General features: G+C 44.0%; 21 protein-coding genes. 14 read left to right on the top strand and 7 right to left on the bottom strand.

Annotation, left to right across the window (positions count from 1 at the left end):
- The first annotated feature begins 1 nt into the window (after nt 1).
- A complete protein-coding gene (locus tag CYQ88_RS01510; RefSeq protein ID WP_101839576.1) occupies nt 2-2,227 on the top strand; it encodes an AsmA family protein in 2,226 nt (741 codons plus the stop codon).
- Between the two features lie 35 nt (nt 2,228-2,262).
- Here the strand turns inward: CYQ88_RS01510 and trmB are convergent, their stop codons facing one another.
- Entirely contained in the window at nt 2,263-2,964 is a 702-nt protein-coding gene (gene trmB / locus CYQ88_RS01505; protein WP_101839575.1) for a tRNA (guanosine(46)-N7)-methyltransferase TrmB, read from the bottom strand.
- A gap of 90 nt (nt 2,965-3,054) precedes the next feature.
- Between trmB and mutY the strand changes: the two genes are divergently transcribed.
- The 3 genes from mutY to CYQ88_RS01490 all read left to right on the top strand — a co-directional run bounded on the left by mutY (nt 3,055) and on the right by CYQ88_RS01490 (nt 5,702).
- Entirely contained in the window at nt 3,055-4,113 is a 1,059-nt protein-coding gene (mutY, locus tag CYQ88_RS01500) for an A/G-specific adenine glycosylase (protein ID WP_101839574.1), read from the top strand.
- A gap of 2 nt (nt 4,114-4,115) precedes the next feature.
- Complete coding sequence (locus tag CYQ88_RS01495; RefSeq protein ID WP_101839573.1) at nt 4,116-4,388, top strand: oxidative damage protection protein; 273 nt, start codon at nt 4,116-4,118, stop codon at nt 4,386-4,388.
- Between the two features lie 108 nt (nt 4,389-4,496).
- Nucleotides 4,497-5,702, top strand: coding sequence for an EAL and HDOD domain-containing protein (locus CYQ88_RS01490; RefSeq protein WP_101839572.1), 1,206 nt, complete (start codon nt 4,497-4,499; stop codon nt 5,700-5,702).
- Nucleotides 5,703-5,742: 40 nt separating this feature from the next.
- Here CYQ88_RS01490 and hemE read toward each other — a convergent pair whose 3' ends face one another.
- From hemE to trxA, 5 genes are all read right to left on the bottom strand, one after another.
- Nucleotides 5,743-6,810: a uroporphyrinogen decarboxylase gene (hemE, locus tag CYQ88_RS01485; RefSeq protein WP_101839571.1), complete on the bottom strand. Its 1,068-nt coding sequence runs from the start codon at nt 6,808-6,810 to the stop codon at nt 5,743-5,745.
- Between the two features lie 119 nt (nt 6,811-6,929).
- Nucleotides 6,930-7,754 carry a thermonuclease family protein gene (locus CYQ88_RS01480; protein ID WP_101839688.1) on the bottom strand — a complete coding sequence of 275 codons (825 nt, stop codon included), beginning with the start codon at nt 7,752-7,754 and terminating at the stop codon, nt 6,930-6,932.
- Between the two features lie 96 nt (nt 7,755-7,850).
- Complete coding sequence (locus CYQ88_RS01475) at nt 7,851-8,102, bottom strand: type B 50S ribosomal protein L31 (RefSeq protein ID WP_101839570.1); 252 nt, start codon at nt 8,100-8,102, stop codon at nt 7,851-7,853.
- Between the two features lie 195 nt (nt 8,103-8,297).
- Nucleotides 8,298-9,557 carry a transcription termination factor Rho gene (gene rho / locus CYQ88_RS01470; RefSeq protein ID WP_101839569.1) on the bottom strand — a complete coding sequence of 420 codons (1,260 nt, stop codon included), beginning with the start codon at nt 9,555-9,557 and terminating at the stop codon, nt 8,298-8,300.
- 131 nt (nt 9,558-9,688) lie between these two features.
- Nucleotides 9,689-10,015 (bottom strand): thioredoxin TrxA, encoded by a 327-nt coding sequence (gene trxA / locus CYQ88_RS01465; protein ID WP_101839568.1) that lies wholly within the window; start codon nt 10,013-10,015, stop codon nt 9,689-9,691.
- A 315-nt stretch (nt 10,016-10,330) separates the two neighbouring features.
- Here trxA and uvrD point away from each other — a divergent pair, with 315 nt between their 5' ends.
- From uvrD to CYQ88_RS01440, 5 genes are all read left to right on the top strand, one after another.
- Nucleotides 10,331-12,547: a DNA helicase II gene (gene uvrD, locus CYQ88_RS01460; RefSeq protein WP_101839567.1), complete on the top strand. Its 2,217-nt coding sequence runs from the start codon at nt 10,331-10,333 to the stop codon at nt 12,545-12,547.
- 40 nt (nt 12,548-12,587) lie between these two features.
- Nucleotides 12,588-13,919: an FAD-dependent 5-carboxymethylaminomethyl-2-thiouridine(34) oxidoreductase MnmC gene (gene mnmC, locus CYQ88_RS01455; RefSeq protein WP_143483746.1), complete on the top strand. Its 1,332-nt coding sequence runs from the start codon at nt 12,588-12,590 to the stop codon at nt 13,917-13,919.
- Between the two features lie 138 nt (nt 13,920-14,057).
- Nucleotides 14,058-15,062 carry a hypothetical protein gene (locus tag CYQ88_RS01450; protein WP_101839565.1) on the top strand — a complete coding sequence of 335 codons (1,005 nt, stop codon included), beginning with the start codon at nt 14,058-14,060 and terminating at the stop codon, nt 15,060-15,062.
- Nucleotides 15,063-15,073: 11 nt separating this feature from the next.
- Nucleotides 15,074-15,271, top strand: a complete 198-nt coding sequence (locus CYQ88_RS01445) for a hypothetical protein (RefSeq protein ID WP_101839564.1) — start codon at nt 15,074-15,076, stop codon at nt 15,269-15,271.
- Complete coding sequence (locus CYQ88_RS01440) at nt 15,271-15,876, top strand: YfaZ family outer membrane protein (RefSeq protein ID WP_101839563.1); 606 nt, start codon at nt 15,271-15,273, stop codon at nt 15,874-15,876. Before CYQ88_RS01445 ends, CYQ88_RS01440 begins: the two co-directional genes overlap by 1 nt.
- 72 nt (nt 15,877-15,948) lie before the next feature.
- Here CYQ88_RS01440 and CYQ88_RS01435 read toward each other — a convergent pair whose 3' ends face one another.
- Nucleotides 15,949-17,520, bottom strand: coding sequence for an HD family phosphohydrolase (locus tag CYQ88_RS01435; protein WP_101839562.1), 1,572 nt, complete (start codon nt 17,518-17,520; stop codon nt 15,949-15,951).
- 97 nt (nt 17,521-17,617) lie between these two features.
- Here CYQ88_RS01435 and CYQ88_RS01430 point away from each other — a divergent pair, with 97 nt between their 5' ends.
- The 5 genes from CYQ88_RS01430 to CYQ88_RS01410 all read left to right on the top strand — a co-directional run bounded on the left by CYQ88_RS01430 (nt 17,618) and on the right by CYQ88_RS01410 (nt 21,740).
- Nucleotides 17,618-18,430, top strand: coding sequence for a 3',5'-cyclic-nucleotide phosphodiesterase (locus CYQ88_RS01430; protein WP_101839561.1), 813 nt, complete (start codon nt 17,618-17,620; stop codon nt 18,428-18,430).
- Between the two features lie 13 nt (nt 18,431-18,443).
- Nucleotides 18,444-19,190, top strand: coding sequence for a molybdopterin-binding protein (locus tag CYQ88_RS01425; RefSeq protein WP_101839560.1), 747 nt, complete (start codon nt 18,444-18,446; stop codon nt 19,188-19,190).
- A gap of 9 nt (nt 19,191-19,199) precedes the next feature.
- Entirely contained in the window at nt 19,200-20,411 is a 1,212-nt protein-coding gene (locus tag CYQ88_RS01420) for an NAD(P)/FAD-dependent oxidoreductase (protein WP_101839559.1), read from the top strand.
- Nucleotides 20,412-20,442: 31 nt separating this feature from the next.
- The gene (locus tag CYQ88_RS01415; RefSeq protein WP_101839558.1) at nt 20,443-20,892 is read left to right on the top strand and encodes a hypothetical protein; all 450 of its coding nucleotides are present in this window, start codon (nt 20,443-20,445) and stop codon (nt 20,890-20,892) included.
- A gap of 119 nt (nt 20,893-21,011) precedes the next feature.
- A complete protein-coding gene (locus CYQ88_RS01410) occupies nt 21,012-21,740 on the top strand; it encodes a glutathione peroxidase (RefSeq protein ID WP_199170143.1) in 729 nt (242 codons plus the stop codon).
- The last annotated feature ends 6 nt before the right edge of the window (nt 21,741-21,746 follow it).

Genomic DNA, 21,746 nt, shown 5'->3' with positions numbered 1-21,746 from the left:
TATGACTGAACAAGCTGGGTCAGCCGCAACCCCCCAGAAAAAAGTATACGACAATGATCATAAATGTCCGATAAAAGAAGCCAGAGTTGCCAAGTTAAAAGGGCGCCCTCAATCGCGTTTTAGAAAGTGGTTAAATCGTTTGATTTTGGTGTTTATTGGGGTTCCCATTATCGTGTTATTGGGCTTTGTAGGAGCGATTTCTTTAATCGACTTTAATCAATATAAGCCGCAAATTGAAGCCGAATTTCAACAACGTGTTGGGTATGATTTAAAAATTGAAGGTGCCATTGAGGTTTCGCCGTTACCTTTCTCATTGCAAGTTCATCAGATCATCTTGAAGAACCCTCCCGGCTATAGTCGAGAAAATATTGCTCAAATTAAATCGATGCGAGCCAGTCTATCGTTGGTGAGTTTATTTCTACAGCGACGACTCGATTTTCTTGGCGTTGAATTTGATTCTCCTTCGCTCTATCTAGAAGTCTCTCCAAACGGAGAGAAAAATTGGCAAGCGCTTAAAAAAAGATTATTACACTCGACTCAATTTCAGACCAGTCAATCTGGGTTTCAAACGGTTGCGAATGAAATTGGCTCAACTGACTCAGCGGCCGAACCGATTTCTTTTTCATGGCAGTTGGATAGTTTGATTTGGCAAAATAGTCGTGTGGAGTGGGTCAATCAACAAAACCTAACGCACCTGACGTTAGAAAAGTTCGATTTGATGGCGTTTGATCTTGCACCCAATCAACCGTTTAAATTATTAACCAATTTTGATTTAGCAACGTCATTAATGGCAGCTGATGCTTCAGCGCATTTAACCTCAAAACTGATGCTGAATAACAACCTGTCTGAATGGCAATTATCGGATTGGGTGGGTAATGTTCGGTTGATATTGCCAGTGGCTGCGGGTATTCCTGAAACCCGAGTTGAGTTGTCTGGCGACTCGGCAAACCTATTTTGGGAAAAGGGTCAGTTTCACGTGAAACAAGCTCAATTCAGCTCTTTGGAATCTACAGTCTTAGCAGATTTTACAGGTGCTTTTGAGGCAAGGGGTGTGAGCCACCAAGGAAGTTTGATGGCATCCAAAATTAATTTACGACATTGGTTTCGGCATGCAGGCGTTACTTTGCCAGATTTTCTAAATGAAAAAGCATTAACTGATTTTTCGGTATCGTTAGATTGGTCTCAGTCTGCAGACCAACTCAGTATTGAGTCTTTAAAGTTGACGTTGGACGATACCCTTTTGCAAGGGCATTTTTGGCGCAAATCGGCTGAAAAAGAAGGACAGTCTCCGCAACTTCAATTTGATTTAACGTTGGATAACCTAGATTTAGAGACATATCGGGCACGCGTTCAGGCAAAGTTATCATCACCAGCCAAACCCAAAACAGGCTCTACAGATAAGAAACCATTAGAAGCGATGGCATCGGATGATAAAACCTATTTGCCGATTGGTCTGCCCATTGCCACTTTGCAAGCCTTGAATTCACAAGGGCAACTCCATGTAAAACAATTAAAGCTGTGGCAAATTGAACTGGATGCTATGGAAATTTCTTTAACCGCGAGCAAAGGACATTTGACGCTAGCACCTTTTGATGTTCAGTTATATGGTGGAGAATTGCGTTCGAAGCTACAAATTGATGTATCGGGAAAAACACCTGCCTATAAAGGTTCAGTGAAATTAATGGATTTAGACCTTCTACCCTTTTTATCAACAGCATGGCAAATGAATCAGCTGGAGGGCCAGCTGAACGGGCACTTTGACTTTATGTCTCGCGGTGTGAATGGAAAGTTGTTGACGCAGAATTTACAGGGAAACTTAACAGCAAATGTGAGCCAAGGCTCCTTAAAAGGCTTAGATCTCAATAAGGTTCTTGCGGGGCAGACAACAAAATCGACCGATAAAACAGCCTTTTCAGAATTAAAGCTCAAGAGTCATTTGCAGCAGGGTAAGCTGATTGTGGATCGTCTGAATGTTGAAAGTGAACGATTTTCTGCGATTGGCACCGGGCAATTGTCGATGTTAAAAGGGTTTTATAAGGGTAAGTTATTTACCACTTATCACAATCCACCAGAATCACTAGAAACCTTTTCTGGACTGGAAATCCCCATTCAGGTAAAAGGGCCAATTGATCGGCTCCGATGGTCAGTCGAGCTTGATAAGTTAATGAACAGTCCCAGAAATCAGAAAAAGTTATTTGAGAGTTTAAAAAACTTTATGGGAGGCTAGGCGCCTGTATTGGTGCCTAGCCCATCTTAAATCGATTAGGTCTTAATAAAAACTAAATCCCATACCCCATGCCCTAGTCGCTGACCGCGTTGTTCAAACTTGGTTAGGGGGCGATGGTTAGGGCGAGGGGTAAATTGCCCTTCACCACTCAGGTTCTTGAAGTCTGTACAGGCTGTCATTACGCTCATCATGTGTTCGGCGTAATCTTCCCAGTCAGTTGCCATATGAAATTGTCCACCAGGTTTCAGGTGTTCGGCAATCTTGCTTGCAAATTCGGCCTGAACAATGCGGCGTTTCTTATGTTTACTCTTGTGCCAAGGGTCGGGGAAGAATAAATAAACGGCGTCAAGACTGTTTTTTGGAATTTTCTGATTCAACACATCGATGGCATCAGCATTGAATACGCGAATATTGGTTAACTGTTTTGCTTCAATCAATTTTAATAAAGCACCCACCCCTGGGCGGTGTACCTCGATGCCAATATAGTTGTTTTCTGGGTGGCGTTCGGCCATTTCAGCCAAGCTCGCGCCCATACCAAAACCAATCTCAAGAATGGTCGGTGCTGTGCGATCAAAGAGCGTTTCAAAGTTTAATTGCTGTTCATCAAGCTCCAAGCCGACACTGGGCCAGAGACTATCAATGGCATTTTGCTGGGAAGCCGATAGTCGGCCTTGCCTGAGAACAAAACTCTTGATGCGTCGTTTTTCTGGGGGTGTTGGGGTGTTTTCTTCTGTCATAATAGATGACCTTTTGCCAAATGGTGGTTATTATAGCTTAAACGTGTATGATAACCATTTGCATCATCAAAATATCGTTAACCTCACTTTATGTCCATATCCACCACTGAATCTCAGCTCGATTTTACTCAGGCTTTACTGAATTGGTATGACCAGTTTGGTCGTCATGACTTACCTTGGCAGCAGCAAACGTCTGCTTATCGTGTTTGGGTGTCGGAAGTCATGTTGCAACAAACCCAAGTACAGACAGTGATTCCTTATTATCAACGCTTTATGGCGCGCTTTCCGTCAGTTGAAGATTTAGCAGAAGCTTCACAGGAAAGCGTTTTAGCCCATTGGTCTGGATTAGGTTATTACGCAAGGGGGCGAAATTTATGGAAAACGGCTGGAATTGTTGTTAAAGATTATCAAGGGCACTTCCCCAAAACTTTGGAAGAAGTGATGGCTTTGCCAGGCATTGGGCGCTCAACTGCGGGAGCGATTTTGGCAATTGCTAACCAACAGCGTCACCCTATCTTGGATGGTAATGTGAAGCGGGTATTATGCCGTTATGATGCAATTGATCGGTGGTCGGGTGAAAAAGCCACTCAAGAACAATTGTGGCGAAGAGCAGATCAGTTAACGCCTTATGACCGCGTTGCGGATTATACACAGGCCATTATGGACTTAGGCGCAACCCTTTGCCGTCGAGCCAATCCCTTGTGTGAACAGTGTCCGGTAGCGGAAAACTGCCAAGCTTGGCAAAAAGGCGTTGTCTCGAAATACCCTGTCAGTAAACCCAAAACCATCAAGCCTGTTCGCTCGGCGATGGTGTTGCTGTGTTGTAATGAGCAGGGAGATGTCTGGTTGCAGCAACGCCCACAAAGCGGGATTTGGGGCGGGTTGTGGAGTCTTCCAGAATTTACCGGCGATCGTGACCTGGATCAAATCCTATCGGCGGTGGAAAGCCCAGTTTTGAATCCTAACAATCTGATAAAATGGCCTGAATTCAAACATACATTTACCCACTATCATTTATTGATTCAGCCACTGGTAGTAACAAATGCACTAAGCGTTTCGCTTGAAGGGGAGTGGGTTTCTTTGCCGTCGGCACTTAAACGAGGGTTGCCGGCACCGATACGCAAACTAATTGAAAAACTTGGAGAATAATTATGTCTAGAACTGTTAATTGCGCAAAATTGGGGCAAGAACTAGAAGGATTGGATTTCCAACCTTTTCCTGGGCCTTTAGGAAAAAAAGTGTTTGAGACCATATCTAAGGAGGCTTGGAAGCAGTGGTTGGCTCAACAAACGATTCTGATTAATGAATACCGTTTATCCAGTTTAGACCAAAAAGCTCAAAATTTCTTAAAAGAAGAAATGCAAAAATTCTTATTCGGTGGCGAAGAGATTGATCTGCCTGAAGCCTATCAATCTGTTGAGTAGCCCGGTTTGAAATAATTCAGACATTAGGCTCATAAGTTGTTGAAAACCGTTATAATTCTTATATAAAAATACCTTTTATCTGGTGCGGACTTAAAATGAGAGTGTTAAATGGCTGAGCTTGTAGACATCTTTATTGGGCGTCAACCGATTTTTGATCGCAAAAAACAGGTTTATGCCTACGAACTTTTGTTCCGTGCCAATACTGATCATAATGAAGCCATTATTCTTGAGCCGGATGCAGCTACCGCTCAGGTAATGATGAATCTATTCGGCGACCTCGGCCTTAAAAATGTGGTCGGGGATCACAAAGCTTTTATTAACTTTACCGAGGCCATGTTGTTGAGTGAAAACGAGCCGTTTTTTCCTCGCAATCAGGTTGTGATTGAAGTATTAGAAGATGTTAAGGTTTCCCCCAGTCTGATTGAGTCTTTAAAGGCCTTACGTAAACAGGGGTATCGGATTGCATTAGATGATTACATTTTTAATCCAGATTTAGCTGTATTAGAACAGTATGCCGATTTGATTAAAGTTGAAATACTGGATGTCCCGCCTTCCCAACTTGCTAGGCATATTCCTCGTCTAAAATCACAAGGAATCCGCTTGTTAGCTGAGAAGGTCGAAACGCAACAACAATATGATTTCTGCCATCAGCTTGGTTTTGACTTTTTTCAGGGCTATTTCTTTGCCAAGCCAGTGATTATCAAAGGTCACTCATTGCCACCAAGTAAGTTAGCGATGATGCAACTGATGGGGCAGGTTTATGATCCCAATATTGATATGAAGTCCCTCGCTGAAACCATTAGTCGGGATGTGAGTTTAAGCCAAAAATTGTTAAAGTTTGCATCTGCTCAAGGATCCGCTCATCAGATAAGTTCTATTCATGATGTTGTGCTTCGATTTGGTTTGAATCGTTTGCAAAGCTGGACAAGTTTGTTGATGTTATCCGGTGCCAAGGATAAGCCGTCTGAGTTATTTCGAACGGCATTGGCCCGAGCAAAATTCTGTGAGTTGGTTGGTGGTCGAGTCAATGATTTTTCTAAAGATAGTTACTTTACGGTTGGGCTGTTTTCTTGCTTAGATGCAGTCATGGATTCATCGTTGGATGATTTGTTAAAAGAGTTGAACTTTGAAGAGTCTATTAAACGAGCGTTACTGGAAGATCATGGTTCTTTAGGGGTAGCCTTGAATGCAGTTAAGGCGATAGAGCAGGGGCAAACGGATTTTGAATTACCTAAGAACCTGACGCCATCTGAATTGTCTAGGTTGTATTTAATGGCGATGGAATTTAGTCAGAGTATTGATTTAGACGGCTAAAAATGACCAGGCCTGGTCATTTTTAGCTTCAGGTAGGTCTTTATTTGGTGTGGTAAGCTGGGCTTAACTCGGTAACCGCTTTAATAAAGGCGCCCGCGTGTTCAGGATCAACTTCAGGATGAATACCGTGTCCTAAATTGAAAACATGACCAGAACCTTGACCATATTTTTCTAAAATCACTGCCACTTCTTCACGAATGCGCTCAGGTGATGCATACAAAATACACGGATCCATATTACCTTGCAAAGCAACTTGATGGCCCACGCGCACTCTTGCATCATCAATATCGGTGGTCCAGTCTAAGCCTAATGCATCACAACCGGTTTGCGCTAAACTTTCCAGCCATTGACCACCGCCCTTGGTAAAGAGAATAACGGGGACTTTTCGGCCATCATATTCACGCTTTAAGCCATTAACGATTTTTGCCATATAGTGCAAAGAGAAAGCTTTGTAGTCTCGAGGGGTTAAAACGCCACCCCATGTGTCGAAGATTTGTACCGCTTGGGCGCCAGCTTCGATTTGAGCGTTTAAATAAGCAATGACTGAATCGGCGAGCACATCCAAAATATGGTGAAGTGTTGCGGGTTCATCGTACATCATCGCTTTAATCTTAGAATAGGTCTTACTTGACCCTCCCTCAACCATATAGGTCGCCAAGGTCCATGGGCTACCCGAAAAACCGATTAACGGCACGCGACCATTCAGTTCTTTACGGATGGTGCTAACCGCATCCATGACATAGCCAAGTTCTGAAGCCATATCGGGTACAAACAGTTTTTTTGCATCCGCTAGGGTTCTGACAGGCTTGTCGAAAACAGGGCCTTCACCCGTTTCAAATCGAAGCCCTAAGCCCATGGCATCTGGAATAGTAAGAATGTCGGAAAATAAGATAGCGGCATCTAAAGGAAAGCGCTCTAAGGGTTGCAGTGTTACTTCACAGGCTAACTCTTTATTGCGGCAGAGATCCATAAATGAGCCCGCTTGCTGACGGGTTGCACGATACTCTGGCAGATATCGCCCTGCTTGACGCATCATCCATACTGGCGTGCGATCTACTGGTTCTCTTAGTAGGGCACGCAAAAAACGATCATTTTGTAGTTCCGCCATAGGGAAGTCCTTTCAGTTCCAATTTTAAAAATAACGAGTATTTTAACGGTTGCGACAGAAGATGTGTTAGTAAATCGTGTTAAGACAGGAACTTAATGCGGAATTGTAAAATGAAAAGCTTATTGATTGATTGGGTTTAACCGGTCAATGGCAAATGGAGAGTGTACTTTGACATACATGGCACGTTGATAGATAAAACCAAACCCCCGTGCTTCAATGACTTGTCCCTCTAATGCCTTAATGGCATCATAGTCAAATTTATCCCAATCTTCTTTTCGAATACGCACGCCTGTGGTATCCATATTGAGAATGTAATTACTGCCTGTTTTCATGACCTTTAAAATTTTGCCACGGTAAATATGATACCCCACTGTTTCCGTATTCAATTTTGAAGATTCGGCAATGGGATAATTGAGCAGTGGGTTGTTTTCTTGCAAAGACCAAATACCCAATTGGTTACGGCGCGCTTTCGCTTCGGCTTGGTAATAGCATTTTTGGTGTAGATTATTTGGAGGAGTTGATTTAGCGAGCGCATAACCACTTTCGAGCACCAGTTTTTGCAAATTGACAATCTTCTCACCTTGTTTGACAAATAGGTGGGCATAAGGGCGATTAAAATTGTCGACACGTGATAAATCGTATTCAACGCCGACGTAGGTGTTGTGATTAGCCAGTAATCGGTTTAAGTTCTTCTGAGCGGCTTTGGCCAACGGTTGGCCATTGGTATTAAATTTGGTTTTAATTTCTATTTGTGGGGCTTCAACACCAATTAAACGGTATTTCTGGTTCTGAATGTTGATTGAGTCGCCACTGAGAGCAAAAGACGCATTAACCCAAACATCAATTTTCTTGGGCGCACAATCATCTGCTTTTACTAAAAAAGTTGTGGTGCTGAGAAAAAGTAACAATACAGCTTTGAGGTAGGTCGTCGGTACGTGTTTCATAAAAAACATTGTAACGACTTTTGAGTCGATTGGAAAACGAAAAAAGGCCTAAATAGGCCTTTTGAAATAATTGCACAAAGAAATTTGTGAAATCGTTTATTTGCGTAACCCGTATTTCTGACGGAATTTTTCAACGCGTCCTTCGGTATCAACCAATGATTGCTTCCCAGTAAAGAATGGGTGAGATGCACTGGAGACTTCGATACGAACGACAGGATATTCATTGCCGTCTAAAGTAATGGTCTCGCCAGATGTTTTTTCAATCGTAGAACGCGTTAGAAAAGTTTCACCAGTTGAAATGTCCTGGAAAACGACGTCTTTATATTCTGGATGAATGCCTGCTTGCATGATGACGGTCCATTGTTTTAGTAGTTTCTTCGGTTGACTCTACTTTCAAACGAATTTGAAAGGGAGCTATCGGCTAATTTTGAGCCTGCCAAACAAAAGTTAACTACAGTTGTTTAAAAAAGAAAGCGAAATTATAGAGCTAAAAAATAAAATTGCAAGGAAAATCCGATCTAAATTAACGATTTTGCTTGAAAATTAGCGTTTCATCGCTGTAAAGAGTTCTTCATTGGTTTTAGTGACTTTCAGTTGGTCAATTAAAGTTTCAATGGCTTCGACTTCATTATTGAGGCCTTGAAGGAAGCGGCGCAAAATCCAAATATTTTGCAACTCATCTTGTGTTGTCAACAATTCTTCTTTACGCGTGCCGGATTTTTCAATATTAATGGCAGGGAAAATGCGTCTCTCAGCAATAGAGCGAGATAAATGCAGTTCCATATTTCCAGTACCCTTAAATTCTTCAAAAATGACTTCATCCATTTTTGAACCAGTATCCACTAATGCGGTAGCAATGATCGTCAAGGAACCACCTTCTTCAATATTGCGAGCCGCACCGAAAAAGCGCTTTGGTCGGTGTAGAGCATTAGCATCAACACCACCCGTTAAGATCTTACCTGAAGAAGGAACCACGGTATTGTAAGCTCGAGCAAGACGAGTAATAGAGTCTAGCAAAATGACCACGTCTGTTTTGTGTTCTACCAAGCGTTTTGCTTTTTCAATGACCATTTCTGCAACTTGTACATGACGTGTCGCTGGCTCATCAAAGGTTGAGGAAATGACTTCACCTTTGACGGTACGTTGCATTTCAGTCACTTCTTCTGGGCGTTCATCGATTAACAAAACGATTAAATAGGCGTTTGGGTAATTCTCAGCGATGGATTGTGCGATTTGCTGCAAAATAACGGTTTTACCCGATTTTGGCGGAGCGACAATCAAACCACGCTGTCCTTTACCAAAGGGGGCAGCGATATCAATGATACGGGTGGTAATGTCTTCTGTGCTACCATTTCCCAATTCCATTTTTAAACGATCTTGTGCATGGAGCGGCGTTAGGTTTTCAAAAGCGATTTTCTTACGAGCAACATCCGGATCTTCAAAGTTGATTTTTTCAACCTTTAATAAAGCGAAATAACGTTCGCCTTCTTTAGGTGGGCGGATTTTGCCTTGGATGGTATCCCCTTTGCGTAGTCCAAAGCGTCTAATTTGGCTTGGAGACACATAAAGGTCATCTGGTCCTGCTAGATAAGAACCATCTCCAGCGCGTAAGAAACCAAAACCATCTGGTAGAATTTCCAAAACGCCTTCGCCATAGATGTCCTCACCACTTTTAGCATGCGCTTTCAAAATGGCAAAGATAATGTCTTGTTTTTTTAATCGAGCTAGGTTATCTAGTCCTTTTTCAGCAGCTGTCTCTAACAGTGCGGCGGCTGACATTTTTTTTAGATCATTTAAGTTCATAGGATTAACTTCTTTGAATTTTATGGCTTGGAAAAGGGTTGGAATTGGTGGCTAAAAGGGAATGTGTATGGCTGTTGATTCGGTTTGTGCAACGCCCAATACATTGGGCGCTGATCTTGACAGAGTGTGGCTTAAAGATTGTCATCCAAAAAGGCAGTTAACTGCGATTTTGAAAGTGCACCGACTTGGGTAGCATCGACTTCACCATTCTTGAAGAGAACCAGTGTTGGAATGCCTCTCACACCATATTTTGGTGGGGTTGCAGGGTTTTCATCGATGTTCAGTTTTGCGACTTTCACTTTACCAGCATACTCGCCAGCAACTTCATCTAAGATTGGTGAAATCATTTTACATGGACCACACCATTCTGCCCAAAAATCCACTAATACGGGTGTATCAGATTGTAGTACTTCGCTGTCAAAACTTGCATCAGAGGTTGCGATCATGTTGTCACTCATAGAATTTTCTCCTTAAAATAAAATAATTTCTGGAACCGATACGAACCCATAAACTGGATAAGTTATGCCTTAATTAAGAGGGGGTGCCAGAATTGAAGGTAAGAATTCACCAACAGAAACCTAACTGAGTCGAAAATGACTGTATTCAAATAGTAGGGTGAAGGTTAAATTTTTTAATTTTGATAATTATTACATTCTCCCGAGAAAGATTGCAAGAAATATTTGAAATATTTTTTAGAGGTTTTTAATTTCATCAGCGAGTTGGGGTTAAATCCCTTAGGATATGCAGCATAGCAAAAAGGAACGGCGACAGTAATGGACATTTCTCATATATTAGATGATTTGAATGATGCGCAGCGTGAGGCAGTTACCCTGGACGATCAGCATGGTCTGATCTTGGCGGGTGCAGGCAGCGGTAAAACGCGAGTATTGGTGCATCGCATTGCATGGTTAACTGAGGTGCTCAAGGTGTCCGCTTATCATATTTTAGCCGTGACCTTCACCAATAAAGCGGCGAGTGAGATGCGAGGTCGGGTTGAGGCTTTGGTAGGCACGGAGTCACAAGGTATCACCTTGGGCACCTTTCATGGCATTGCATATCGTTTATTGCGTGCTCACTATCAAGATGTCGGGCTTCCCCAGTCGTTTCAAATTCTGGATGCAGATGACCAAAAACGTGTCATCAAAAGGCTATTAAAGTCGCATGAATTGGATGAGGCGCAATGGCCGCATCGTCAGGTTCAGGCCTTTATCAATGGCGAAAAAGAAGAAGGGCGGCGTCCGCACCACATTGACCCCGGCCACAATCCCTATGTCAGGCAAATGGTAGCTTTGTATGAGGCTTATGAAACTCAATGTCAGCGATCAGGCCTGGTCGATTTTGCTGAGCTATTATTACGGGCGCATGAACTGTGGTTAAAGAATCCCCAGGTTTTAGCGCATTATCAAGCACGGTTTAAGCATATTTTAGTGGATGAGTTTCAAGATACCAATAGCTTGCAATACGCTTGGTTAAGAGTGTTGGCAGGTGGAACCGGCAAGCTGTTTATTGTGGGCGATGATGACCAATCTATCTACGGTTGGCGTGGTGCTAAAATTGAAAATATCCGCCGTTTTTCTGAAGACTTTATGGATGTTAAAACGGTTCGATTAGAGCAAAACTATCGCTCAACGGGCATCATTTTGGAAGCTGCGAACCATTTAATTGCGCATAACCAGGATCGTATGGGCAAGCACTTGTGGAGTGCAGGAGAAACCGGTGAGCCGATTCAACTGTATGAAGCCTTTAATGAGATTGATGAGGTACGGTATGTCTGTAATCGAATTGAAACCTGGTGCGAGCAGGGTGGTAAGCGTTCTGATGTGGCAGTGTTGTACCGCTCTAATGCACAATCTCGAAATATGGAACAAGCACTGATTCAAGCGCAAATTCCCTATCGAGTCTATGGTGGCTTGCGGTTTTATGATCGTGCAGAAATAAAAGATGTATTAGCCTATTGTCGACTCTTGGTGAATCGAACTGATGATGCGGCTTTCGAGCGAGTTTACAACCATCCGCCACGCGGTATTGGTAATAAAACCATAGAACAGGTTCGTGTTTATGCCAGAGCGGAGCAGGTGTCTCTGTGGCAGGCGGCTAACCATTTAGCAGACAATGGGTTAACTGCAAGGGCAAAAACGGCAGTGAAAGGGTTCGTCTCGTTGATAGAGGCTCTAGACGAACAAACGACCGGTGCCACTTTGCAAGACCTGATGATTCAAGTCATTGGGCGTTCCGGTTTACAGTTGCATTTTGAAAAGGATACCTCTGAACAAGGGCAGAGTCGTTTAGAAAATATTGATGAATTAATTAATGCTGTGACTGGCTTTAAGCCGGCCACACCTTCTGATGTCTCAGAGGAACAAGCTGAAACAATGGCTGCATTTGAGGTGAATCAGTACGACTCGCCTTTGGCGGAGTTTTTAGCGCAGGCTGCGTTAGAAGCCGGTGAACAGCAAGCTGATAAGTGGGACGAGTGTGTGCAATTGATGACGCTGCATGCTGCAAAAGGCTTGGAGTTTCCACTGGTGTTTATGATTGGCTTGGAAGAAGGTTTGTTCCCTTCGCAACAATCGCAGGAAGATGCCTATCGTTTGGAAGAAGAGCGGCGTTTGGCCTATGTTGGTATTACCCGGGCAGAGCAAAAATTGGTGATTTGTTATGCCAACCGGCGCCGATTGCATGGCTCTGAGTTTTATCCAATGCCATCGCGGTTTATTAAAGAGTTACCGACTCATTGTGTGCAAGCAGTCAGGCTGACAGGGTCAGTTCAGACCTATGGCCAAGCCAATCATCATCAGTCAATCGGTCAATCGGTCAAGTTCAATGAAACCGGTTTTGCGGTGGGTGAAAATGTTCTTCATCAAAAGTTTGGTCAAGGCACCATTATGGCAACTGAAGGCGCAGGTGAGCATGCTCGAGTACAGGTGAATTTTAAACATGCGGGTACTAAATGGTTAGTAACGGCTTTTGCTAAACTGGAAAAGTGTTGATTTTAAATATGTTTTATTGCACCTTAACTGGATGGCGTGAGTGACAGACTCGGCCCAACCTTCATCCGCGCCCCCTTGGTTCTCATTGGAAGGCGCCTTGCCTATGGCAAGCTCCCAGTCTAAAACGGCGGTGGTGGTTGGTGGCGGCTTAGCGGGTGCCACGGCGGCTTATCGGTTGGCACAATTGGGATTTAAGGTGACTTTGCTCGAAGCTGAAGACGAGGTGTCTCAACAAGCCTCAGGTAATTTGGCGGGTGCAATTCATCCATTGGTCACTGCTGACTGGAATTTACGAAGTCAATTTTATCTTGAAGGGTTGCAAGCCACATTGCGTTGGCTGAAACCTTGGTGGCACGCCGGTTTAATAAAGGGTGAACACAATGGCTTAATGCAATTGGCCATGTCGCCGTCCATGGAAAAGCGTTTACAATCGAGCCTTAGGGTGATGCCGGAAAACTTTGCTATTTGGCAAACACCAAAACAAGCCAGTGAGCGTATTGGCGTGCAGACCGACTATGGTGGCCTTTTTTTTCCGCAAGGCGGCTGGGTACAACCCAAATCGGTGGTTGAAACGTGTATAAGTCATGACAATATCGAAGTGATGCGGCAACAAAAGGTTGAGGATATCGCGGCTTTTCAAGTGAATTCCAGCAAAAAAAATGACCAGGCCTGGCGGGTTTCGACAGCAAACCATCATTATGATGCATCCGTCGTGGTGGTGGCGACTGGCGCACTGGATGAACCATTCAACAGCCAGCTGCAGTTACCCATTCGGCCAGTCAAAGGCCAAGTAACACACCTTGCTAAAGATAAGGTTAAGACGCCGTTAAAAACCACAGTAACCCATGAAGGATACAGTGTCTCAGGAGACTTTGGTTTGGGGGACGAGGTGGTCGCGATCAGTGGCGCGACTTTTGAAGCACCGGATATGACTGCCAGTTTGTCACTGGCTTCACAGCATCATAATGAAGCCTTGGCAGCCAAAGCGATGCCAAATTGGCTTACAGATTTCGACAGCACAGAGATCTTACTGGGTAAGGTCGGGTTTCGCCCCACCACGCCAGATCATTTGCCAATTTTTGGTGCGGTGCCAGATTGGAGCTGGGTGACAGAAGCCTATTTACAAAGGAAACATACCCATGCGGTACGCTTTTACCCGAATCAACGGTATCAAGCGGGTTTATACGTTTCAAATGGTCATGGGGCAAGGGGCTTAATGTCGGCATTTTTAGCAGCAGATACGATTGCTAACAGTGTGGCAGGGGCCCCTCCGATCTTGTCTGCAAAGTTACGCCATGCAGTGCACCCAGCTAGATTTTTAATTCGCCAGTGGCGCAAGGGTGAGTCTGTCGAGAATCTTGAAAACCGATGACTTGCCAATAGATTGATAACCTAGTGCGGATTCTTTTTATTTATTAAAGCTATTTATAATAAAATACCAATCAATTCAGGGAAAACGGACGAAAGTGTTTTATTTTCCTAGATTTAACGTTCTCAGTAAGGAGGTCAAATGAAGACAATATTGATTTTAGGGTTGAGTGTGGCCCTGGCTGGATGTGCTTCCATGTCCTCTTTATTTTCGTTTGGAGAAAAAGAAAAAAAAGTTGTCAAAATTGAAAAGGTTGATTTGCCAGCGATGATTTATGGCGAAGTCAACTTAAAGGCACAACCAAAAACACCAGAATCAAAGGAAAAAGCGATTGAGCTTGCTAAGCAGAAACTCAACGCAAAGATATTTCGACACTATCAAAATCCTGATGTTGTGATGAACAGTGAAGGTGCAACCGAATTTGAGCGAGCCTTAACCAAAGCGATTTTTGCGGAAATTCCCAAACCCCGTCTACCGAAAGTGCTCATTGAAGAGCCGGTACAAGACGTTGAAACGGGCGATGTCTCAGCGGTGGTGAAAGTGACACGAGCGGATGTGATGAAGTCACAAATGAGTCGTTTGTATGCACTGGATGGCAAGCTAAGGCAACATTTACATGCGACCGGAAAAGGCTTTAAGTTGAAGCAGTTAATCGCCTTGTTGCCGACCGCCCCCGTGCTGATGGAAAGACGTTTACTGATAGCGGATATGGAAAGCATTAGTGGAGAGAAGGTGTCTTTACCCAATGAGCGTTTGGCATCTATGATGGAAAACCAGATTGAACGATTGATGGGGCAGTTGGTGGTTAGCTTAGATGCGATGACACCTGAATCAGCGGCTTTTGAGTCAGGGTTCAAAAAAGCTCTGGCGGAAAAGGGGTTTAACATGTCGGCCAGAAAGCCCGATTTGACCTTTAAGTATTTTATTGAGCTTGAAGGTACAGAGGTTATCGGCGATATTGAAATGCTAAATGCTTCGAGTGAAACCTATGCGACCGTTTCAGGTCAATACCAAGAACATGCGATGGAAGCTTTGGCAGAAGAATCTTTGAAGCAACTGGTGATCTCCATGATCAAATCGATGAACCGAATCATTAAAGTACGTCACACAGAGTTGTTAAAAGATTCTTATTTTGAAAAGGTCTGAGAGTTCTGAAAATGAATAAATTATTACTGTTAATACTGTTAATGGGGTTTGGTGCCTTAGCCATTATGTTTGACTGGTTTGGCAGTCGAGGCTGGCTAGACGAAAAGATGAATGAAGCGCAGTCGGTTGTTGATCAGGTTCAACAAACAGGGGATGACCTCAAAGACTCTTTACAAACACTCAAGAATCTTAAAGAAGGGAATGAATAATGATAAACAAGGGAACAAAGTTGTTTTCGCAGATTTTGGCAATCGGGTTGGGGGCGAGTCTACTTCCTGCCCATGCGATTGAGGGGCATGCTGGATTGGACTTGTCCTTAGCAAATAATGTCGGCAAGGTCGGTCTCTATTCATTAAGAGAAACACCAACCGAAATTACCAATTTGAGCTCCAACTTATTGTTTACCAGTAATGATGATCGCATGATCGACGTGATGGGCACTTTGACTCGAAAGGGGATGCTGTCTAACAATAATTTAGAGTTGGGTTTAAAAGCAAAACTATATTACTTAGACCAAAACTCGACTGGGCGTAACTCTTATGGATTGATGATTGGTGGGATTGCGCGTTATTGGTTGCCAACCAGTGTGCCCACATCGATTGCTGCAGACTACCTTTATTCGCCCAATATCGTCACTGCGGGTGATGGCCAATCGACAATGGAATACGGGTTTCGAGCTGAGTTGAGAATTTTACCGAGTGCGATCGCCTATGTTGGCTATCGCAAAATTCTTGCGGATTTTGGTTTGCCAGGCAGTTACAAAGTCGATGGCAATCCGCACGTAGGGGTGACCATTTCTTTTGATGGCTATTAATGGCTAATATAGGGCTTTCTGGTCGACAAAGCGACCAGGCCTGGGCGGGGGTTCTAGCCGGTTACGGCGCTTTTAACCGTCAAACCCTGGAATCTTGTCGTGGTCGACGTCATCGATTTGTTCCGGTTTTAAGTGGGCTTTGGCATAGTCAAGGTAGATTTTATCTCGAACAAAGAGGTTAAAGAGTTTGCCGTTGATGTGACCTTCCTTTTTCATAAACCCTAAAATTCGTAAACTTTCCGATAAAGTTTTGGCTTTTTTATAGGGGCGATCCCCTGCCGAAAGTGCTTCAAAAATATCGGCAATGCCCATCATTCTAGCAGGAATCGAAAGCTGGGCTTCGGTTAGGTGGTTTGGATAACCCTGACCATCCATACGTTCATGGTGCCCCCCTGCGATTTCAGCAACACGAGCCAACTCTTTTGGAAAGGGTAGAATGCTCAGCATGTGAATTGACATGGCGGCATGGTCTTGCATGATTTCGCGCTCCTCATCATTCAAGGTGCCGCGTTCAATTTTAAGGTTGGTGGCTTCTTCATCACTTAAGAAAGCAACCTCTTCGCCTTTTAGGTTTCGAATGCGCTGCTGTTGCCAGTGCTCAATGAACGCATGGTCTTTTTGATCTAAGAACTCGCCGCCTAAATTAATTTGGTTCATATGTTGATACTGTTCAACGTAGTACTGTTGAACCGAATTGATTTCTGCTTCGGGGATGTCATATTTGGCAGCCAAGTCTTGGAAGGCTTTTAGGTTGAAGCGGGTTTCAATTTCATCAATGCGGTCAAAAATGGTTTCCAGTTTCGTGGACTTATCCATGATGTATTCAGGGGTGGCCAGCTTGCCGCAGTCGTGAAGTAACGCTGCGGTTTTGATTTCAAATAGCTGTGCTTCATTGAGCGAAAAGTCTTGAAAGTCTGGGTGCTGTGAACGACTAGCCGCTTGTGCCAAAAGCATGGTTAAAATCGGTACTCGCTTACAATGTAACCCCGTATAAGGCGATTTTTTATCGATGGCATCAGCAACCAAGTGGCTGAAGGCTGCAAACAATTGTTTATGCTCATTGATGAGCTGACGATTGGTTAAGGCTACAGAAGCCTGAGAGGCAAGTGAACGCGCTAAACTTTCTGATTCTTCTGAAAAAGGAATGGTTTGGTTTTCTTCATCCTTCGCATTAATAAGCTGTAACACGCCGATGGTATCGTTTTCAAAGTTCTTGAGAGGAATTGCTAGCATGGATTGGGTGCGGTAATGCATGGCCTGATCAAAGTTTAGAGCGCCAGTAAAATCAAATTTTTCATCCGCATAAATGTCTGAAATATTGACCGTTTGTTTTCGAATGGCCGCATAGCTGGCAACGGTTGACAAATTGTCGGAGTCATCTGGATTCCGAAGAGATATCGGTGGGAGAGTAACGGGATCTGGGTGGGTGCCCCCCAGTTGAATTTTTAGGCTGTCATTTTGAATCACATCAAAGTGAAGCTGACTATTGTTTACCAGTCGATATAAGGTTCCGCCATCGGCATTGGTTAATTGTTGTGCACTCGTTAAAATTTGCTCTAATAACTTTGCGGTATCGCTTTGTGCGGAAAGTGCAATACCGACTTGATTTAGTTGTTCAATTTTATTAAAAAGGGATGCACTCATAGCGATTTAACCTTAAAAAGTAAACTCTAGTTTGACATATTTTGTTTATACTGTAAATTATTATGAATTTTTGCGCGGCTGAAAGGGTTTTGAGAATATGGAACTAAGGGTTTTGGGGTGTAGCGGTGGCATTGCATCAGGGCAAGCCACGACGGCATTTTTAGTCGATCATACGCTTCTAGTCGATGCTGGAACGGGTGTTGGCTCTTTACAGCCTCATGAAATGTCGAAAATTGATTCCATTCTATTGACTCATAGCCACTTGGATCATATTTCCCATTTGCCCTTTTTACTCAATACCTTAATTGGACTTGGTCACCCAACAATTGAAGTTTATGCCTTGAGAGAAACGCTTGAAGCGTTACAAGATCATATCTTTAATAACATTATCTGGCCTGACTTTACTCAACTGCCTTCAAAGGCCGCTCCATCAGTCAGGCTCAACACGATTGAAATCGGTCAGACCATAACGGTTGGGGACAAGCAGGTAGTGGTTTTACCCGCCTTTCATTCGGTACCGGCTGTCGGCTATTGGGTGGGGAATGAGCAAGCGGCCTTTGCCTTCAGCGGGGATTGTTCTCAAAATGATGTGTTTTGGGAGGCGCTCAATAATTTACCGCCAGTGGATATGTTGATTGTCGATAATCAATACACAGATGAAGAAAAGGGCATTAGTGCCTTGGCGAAACATTATTATCCAGCTTCTTTGGCTGAAGATTTACGAAAACTGACCTATTACCCCCCTGTCTATATCTCTCACTTACCGACAGTCAATACCGATGCTGTGATTACGGAAATAAACTGTGATCTGGCTAGCTGGTCTCCGAAGGTATTGATGACGGGGCACCGTTACCAACTTGCTGCAAAAGTTGATCAGCCTGACTCTGAAACAGTTGCACAACCACTCTGAGGTGTTTTGACGGATGATTCCCAAAATTGGATTGATTATTATTGGAGATGAAGTCCTCTCGGGTAAGCGTCAAGACAAACACTTACAGCAAGCCAATGCCCTTTTAAAGCCAAGAGGCTTGGCGTTGAGCTGGGTACAAATCGTTGGGGATGAACCGTCTTTTCTAACGGAGGTGTTGTCAAATAGTTTTCGCAGCGGCGATATCGTTTTTTGTTTTGGCGGGATTGGCGCCACGCCGGATGACCGCACTCGGCAAGCAGCTGCCAAGGCATTGGGTGTGCCGATTGAACGTCATCCTGATGCAGTCAAAGAAATCGAAGCTCAGTTTGGCGAAGATGCCTATCCGCAACGTATTCACATGGCTGAGTACCCGCAAGGTGCTGACATTATTCCGAATGCTTATAACCGTGTTCCCGGCTTTAGTATTTGTGGTCATCACTTTATGCCTGGGTTTCCGATGATGGCAAAACCAATGATGGAATGGGTGCTGAGTCACTATTATGCTGACATGACCTCAACCCCGACTGTCGAGAAGACGCTTCGCTTAATCAATGGTCAGGAATCGGAGTGGGTGGCCTTTATGGAACACTTTGAGCAGCAGTTCCCTCAACTGAGATTATTTAGCTTGCCTAGCATTGCCAAAAATGGGGATAGAACCATCGAAATGGGCGTTGAAGGTTTGTCAGAAGTGGCTGAAAGAGGGTTGAAAGCGCTTATTGAAGAAGCCGAACGCCGTCAGCACCCGTATGAACTGTTATAAAGGCGTTCTGTGGCTTTAAAACAGCTGGATGTATTGATCATCGGCGCGGGCGCAGCCGGACTGATGTGTGCGGCGACTGCTGGTTATCGAGGACGCTCGGTTTGGGTTTTGGATCATGCGCCGAAAGCGGCTGCTAAAATTCGTATTTCTGGCGGCGGTAACTGTAATTTCACGAACCAAAATGTAACGCCTGAAGATTATCTTTGTCAGAATCCCCACTTTGTTAAAAGTGCACTAGCCCGATATCAGCCTCAAGATTTTATTGAGCTGGTTGAACGTCATGGCATAGACTATGAAGTTCGTGATGCAGGAAAATATTTTTGTACCAATCGTGCCGGTGACTTAATTCACTTGCTATTAACCGAGTGCGATTGGGCTGGTGTCGAAATCAAGCTTAAGCAAACCATTCAGCGAGTGGAAGCTCTTCTCGGTTCGCAACAAGCATCTCCCTATCGCTATCAGGTTCAAACCGACACGGATGTCATCCAATGCCACTCTTTGGTGATTGCCACTGGCGGTTTATCATTCCCAAAATTAAAAGCCAGCCGTTTCGGCTATGACATTGCCCAACAATTTGGGATTTCGGTCATTCCGCAACGACCTGGCTTGGTTCCGTTAGTGATGGCGGATAAGGCCTTGGTTCTTTGTCAAAGTTTAAGTGGTTTGTCTTTAGATGTCTCGCTTTCCATTGAAACCCCTAACGGTGTTCAAAGTGTCAACGAGGCTATGCTCTTTACGCATTTCGGCATTAGCGGTCCAGCGGTGTTAAAAATTTCTAATTATTGGCAAACAGGGGCGCCCATAGCCATTAACTTGATGCCCAACTGTCCGGTATTGGCTGAACTAGAGACGTTAAAAGCCGAAAATGGACGTTTGAAAACCTGGCTTAATCAACGATGGCCTAAGAAATTTACCCAGGCCTGGCTGAATTCTTATCCCCAGCCTGATAAACTGGCAGAAGTGCCCAATGAACAGCTGATTGCAATGGCAAAGCAAATTCAAAATTGGCAGCTCTATCCTGCCAAAACGGCGGGTTATGATAAGGCTGAGGTTACCTTGGGTGGCGTTGATACGGACGCCATCTCTTCAAAAACCATGGAATGCCTCCAACAACCGCATTTGTATTTTATTGGCGAGGTTCTCGATGTGACTGGGCAGCTTGGCGGTTACAATTTTCAATGGGCTTGGGCCTCAGCAGTGGCCGCAGGGCAAGTGGTTTAACTAACTGTTATTGTTAAAGGAAAATAGCATAATGAATTTATTAGCATTAGAGCCAGAGACACGGTCACCCTTTTCAAAGACTGTGCAAACCTTAATTCAAAAGCATGGCTTGGATCCACAAGAAATCTTTATGAATGTGTTGGAAAGCCAAGAAGCCCCTGAAATGAATTATTGGATGATGAAAGTCTTAATTCAAGAGCATTTTGTTTCGCCTCAACAGGAAGTGGCAAAGGATGCAGCTGGCGAAACTGTGAAACCCATGCAAGCAGCATGCTTGTTGGGAAACGTGGGAGCGCTGGCCGCTCTGCTAGAGTCACATGCTTTCCAAGGAGATGTGTGTGATCGAGAATTTCAGTTGGCCGCGCGCATTGCCTCCAAACAAGAAGACCAAGGTTTGTTGGGGGTCATGATGAAGTATGCTCAGGAAGTTGGTGGGCTTGAAACCTTTATGCGAGAACTACAGTCGGCACCGATTCAATAGCGAGGACCCTGATAGTTTTAGGCTATCATGTCGTTAGTAACAATTAAATTTACTTATCAATAAAGCCTTGTAGAATAGACTCTGAATTAAACGTAAACGCACACCAATAGGAGTTGAAAATGGATAATAAAGAAGGTCAAAAAGTTCCCAGTGTTATCTGGCCAACCCGTCAAAACAATGAATGGGTTAACGTGAATAGTGATGATATTTTTAAGGGCCGCACGGTTGTGGTCTTTTCATTGCCAGGCGCGTTCACACCTACCTGCTCTTCCAGTCACTTACCGAGATATAACGAGCTTGCGCCCGTTTTCTTTGAAAATGGCGTAGATGAAATTGTTTGCTTATCAGTGAATGATACCTTTGTTATGAATGAGTGGGCACAAGATCAAGAATCTAAGAATGTCACTTTAATTCCGGATGGCAATGGGGAATTTACCGAAGGCATGGGGATGCTGGTTGATAAAGCCGACTTAGGGTTTGGAAAGCGCTCATGGCGCTATTCGATGCTGGTTAAGGACGGCGTGGTTGAAAAAATGTTTATCGAGCCGAATGTGCCTGGTGATCCATTTGAAGTGTCCGATGCCGATACTATGTTGAACTATATCAACCCGAATGCAAAACCGAAGAAAGTTGCGACCATTTTCACTAAGCCAGGATGTCCATTCTGTGCAAAAGCCAAAGCGGCGCTGGAAGATGCGGGGATTGAGTATGAAGAAATTACGATTTCACATTCAGATGTCACTTCGCGGACTTTAAGAGCCGTTGCCAATGCTGATACCGTTCCACAGGTGTTTATTGAAGGCAAGTTGGTTGGTGGGTCAGATGATTTAGCCGCTTTCTTGGGTTAATAAATC

This window comes from Hydrogenovibrio sp. SC-1, assembly GCF_002848135.1.
Classification (GTDB): domain Bacteria; phylum Pseudomonadota; class Gammaproteobacteria; order Thiomicrospirales; family Thiomicrospiraceae; genus Hydrogenovibrio.
Note: the sequence above shows the minus strand (reverse complement) of the source record. Positions and strands in the feature narration are given on the sequence as shown.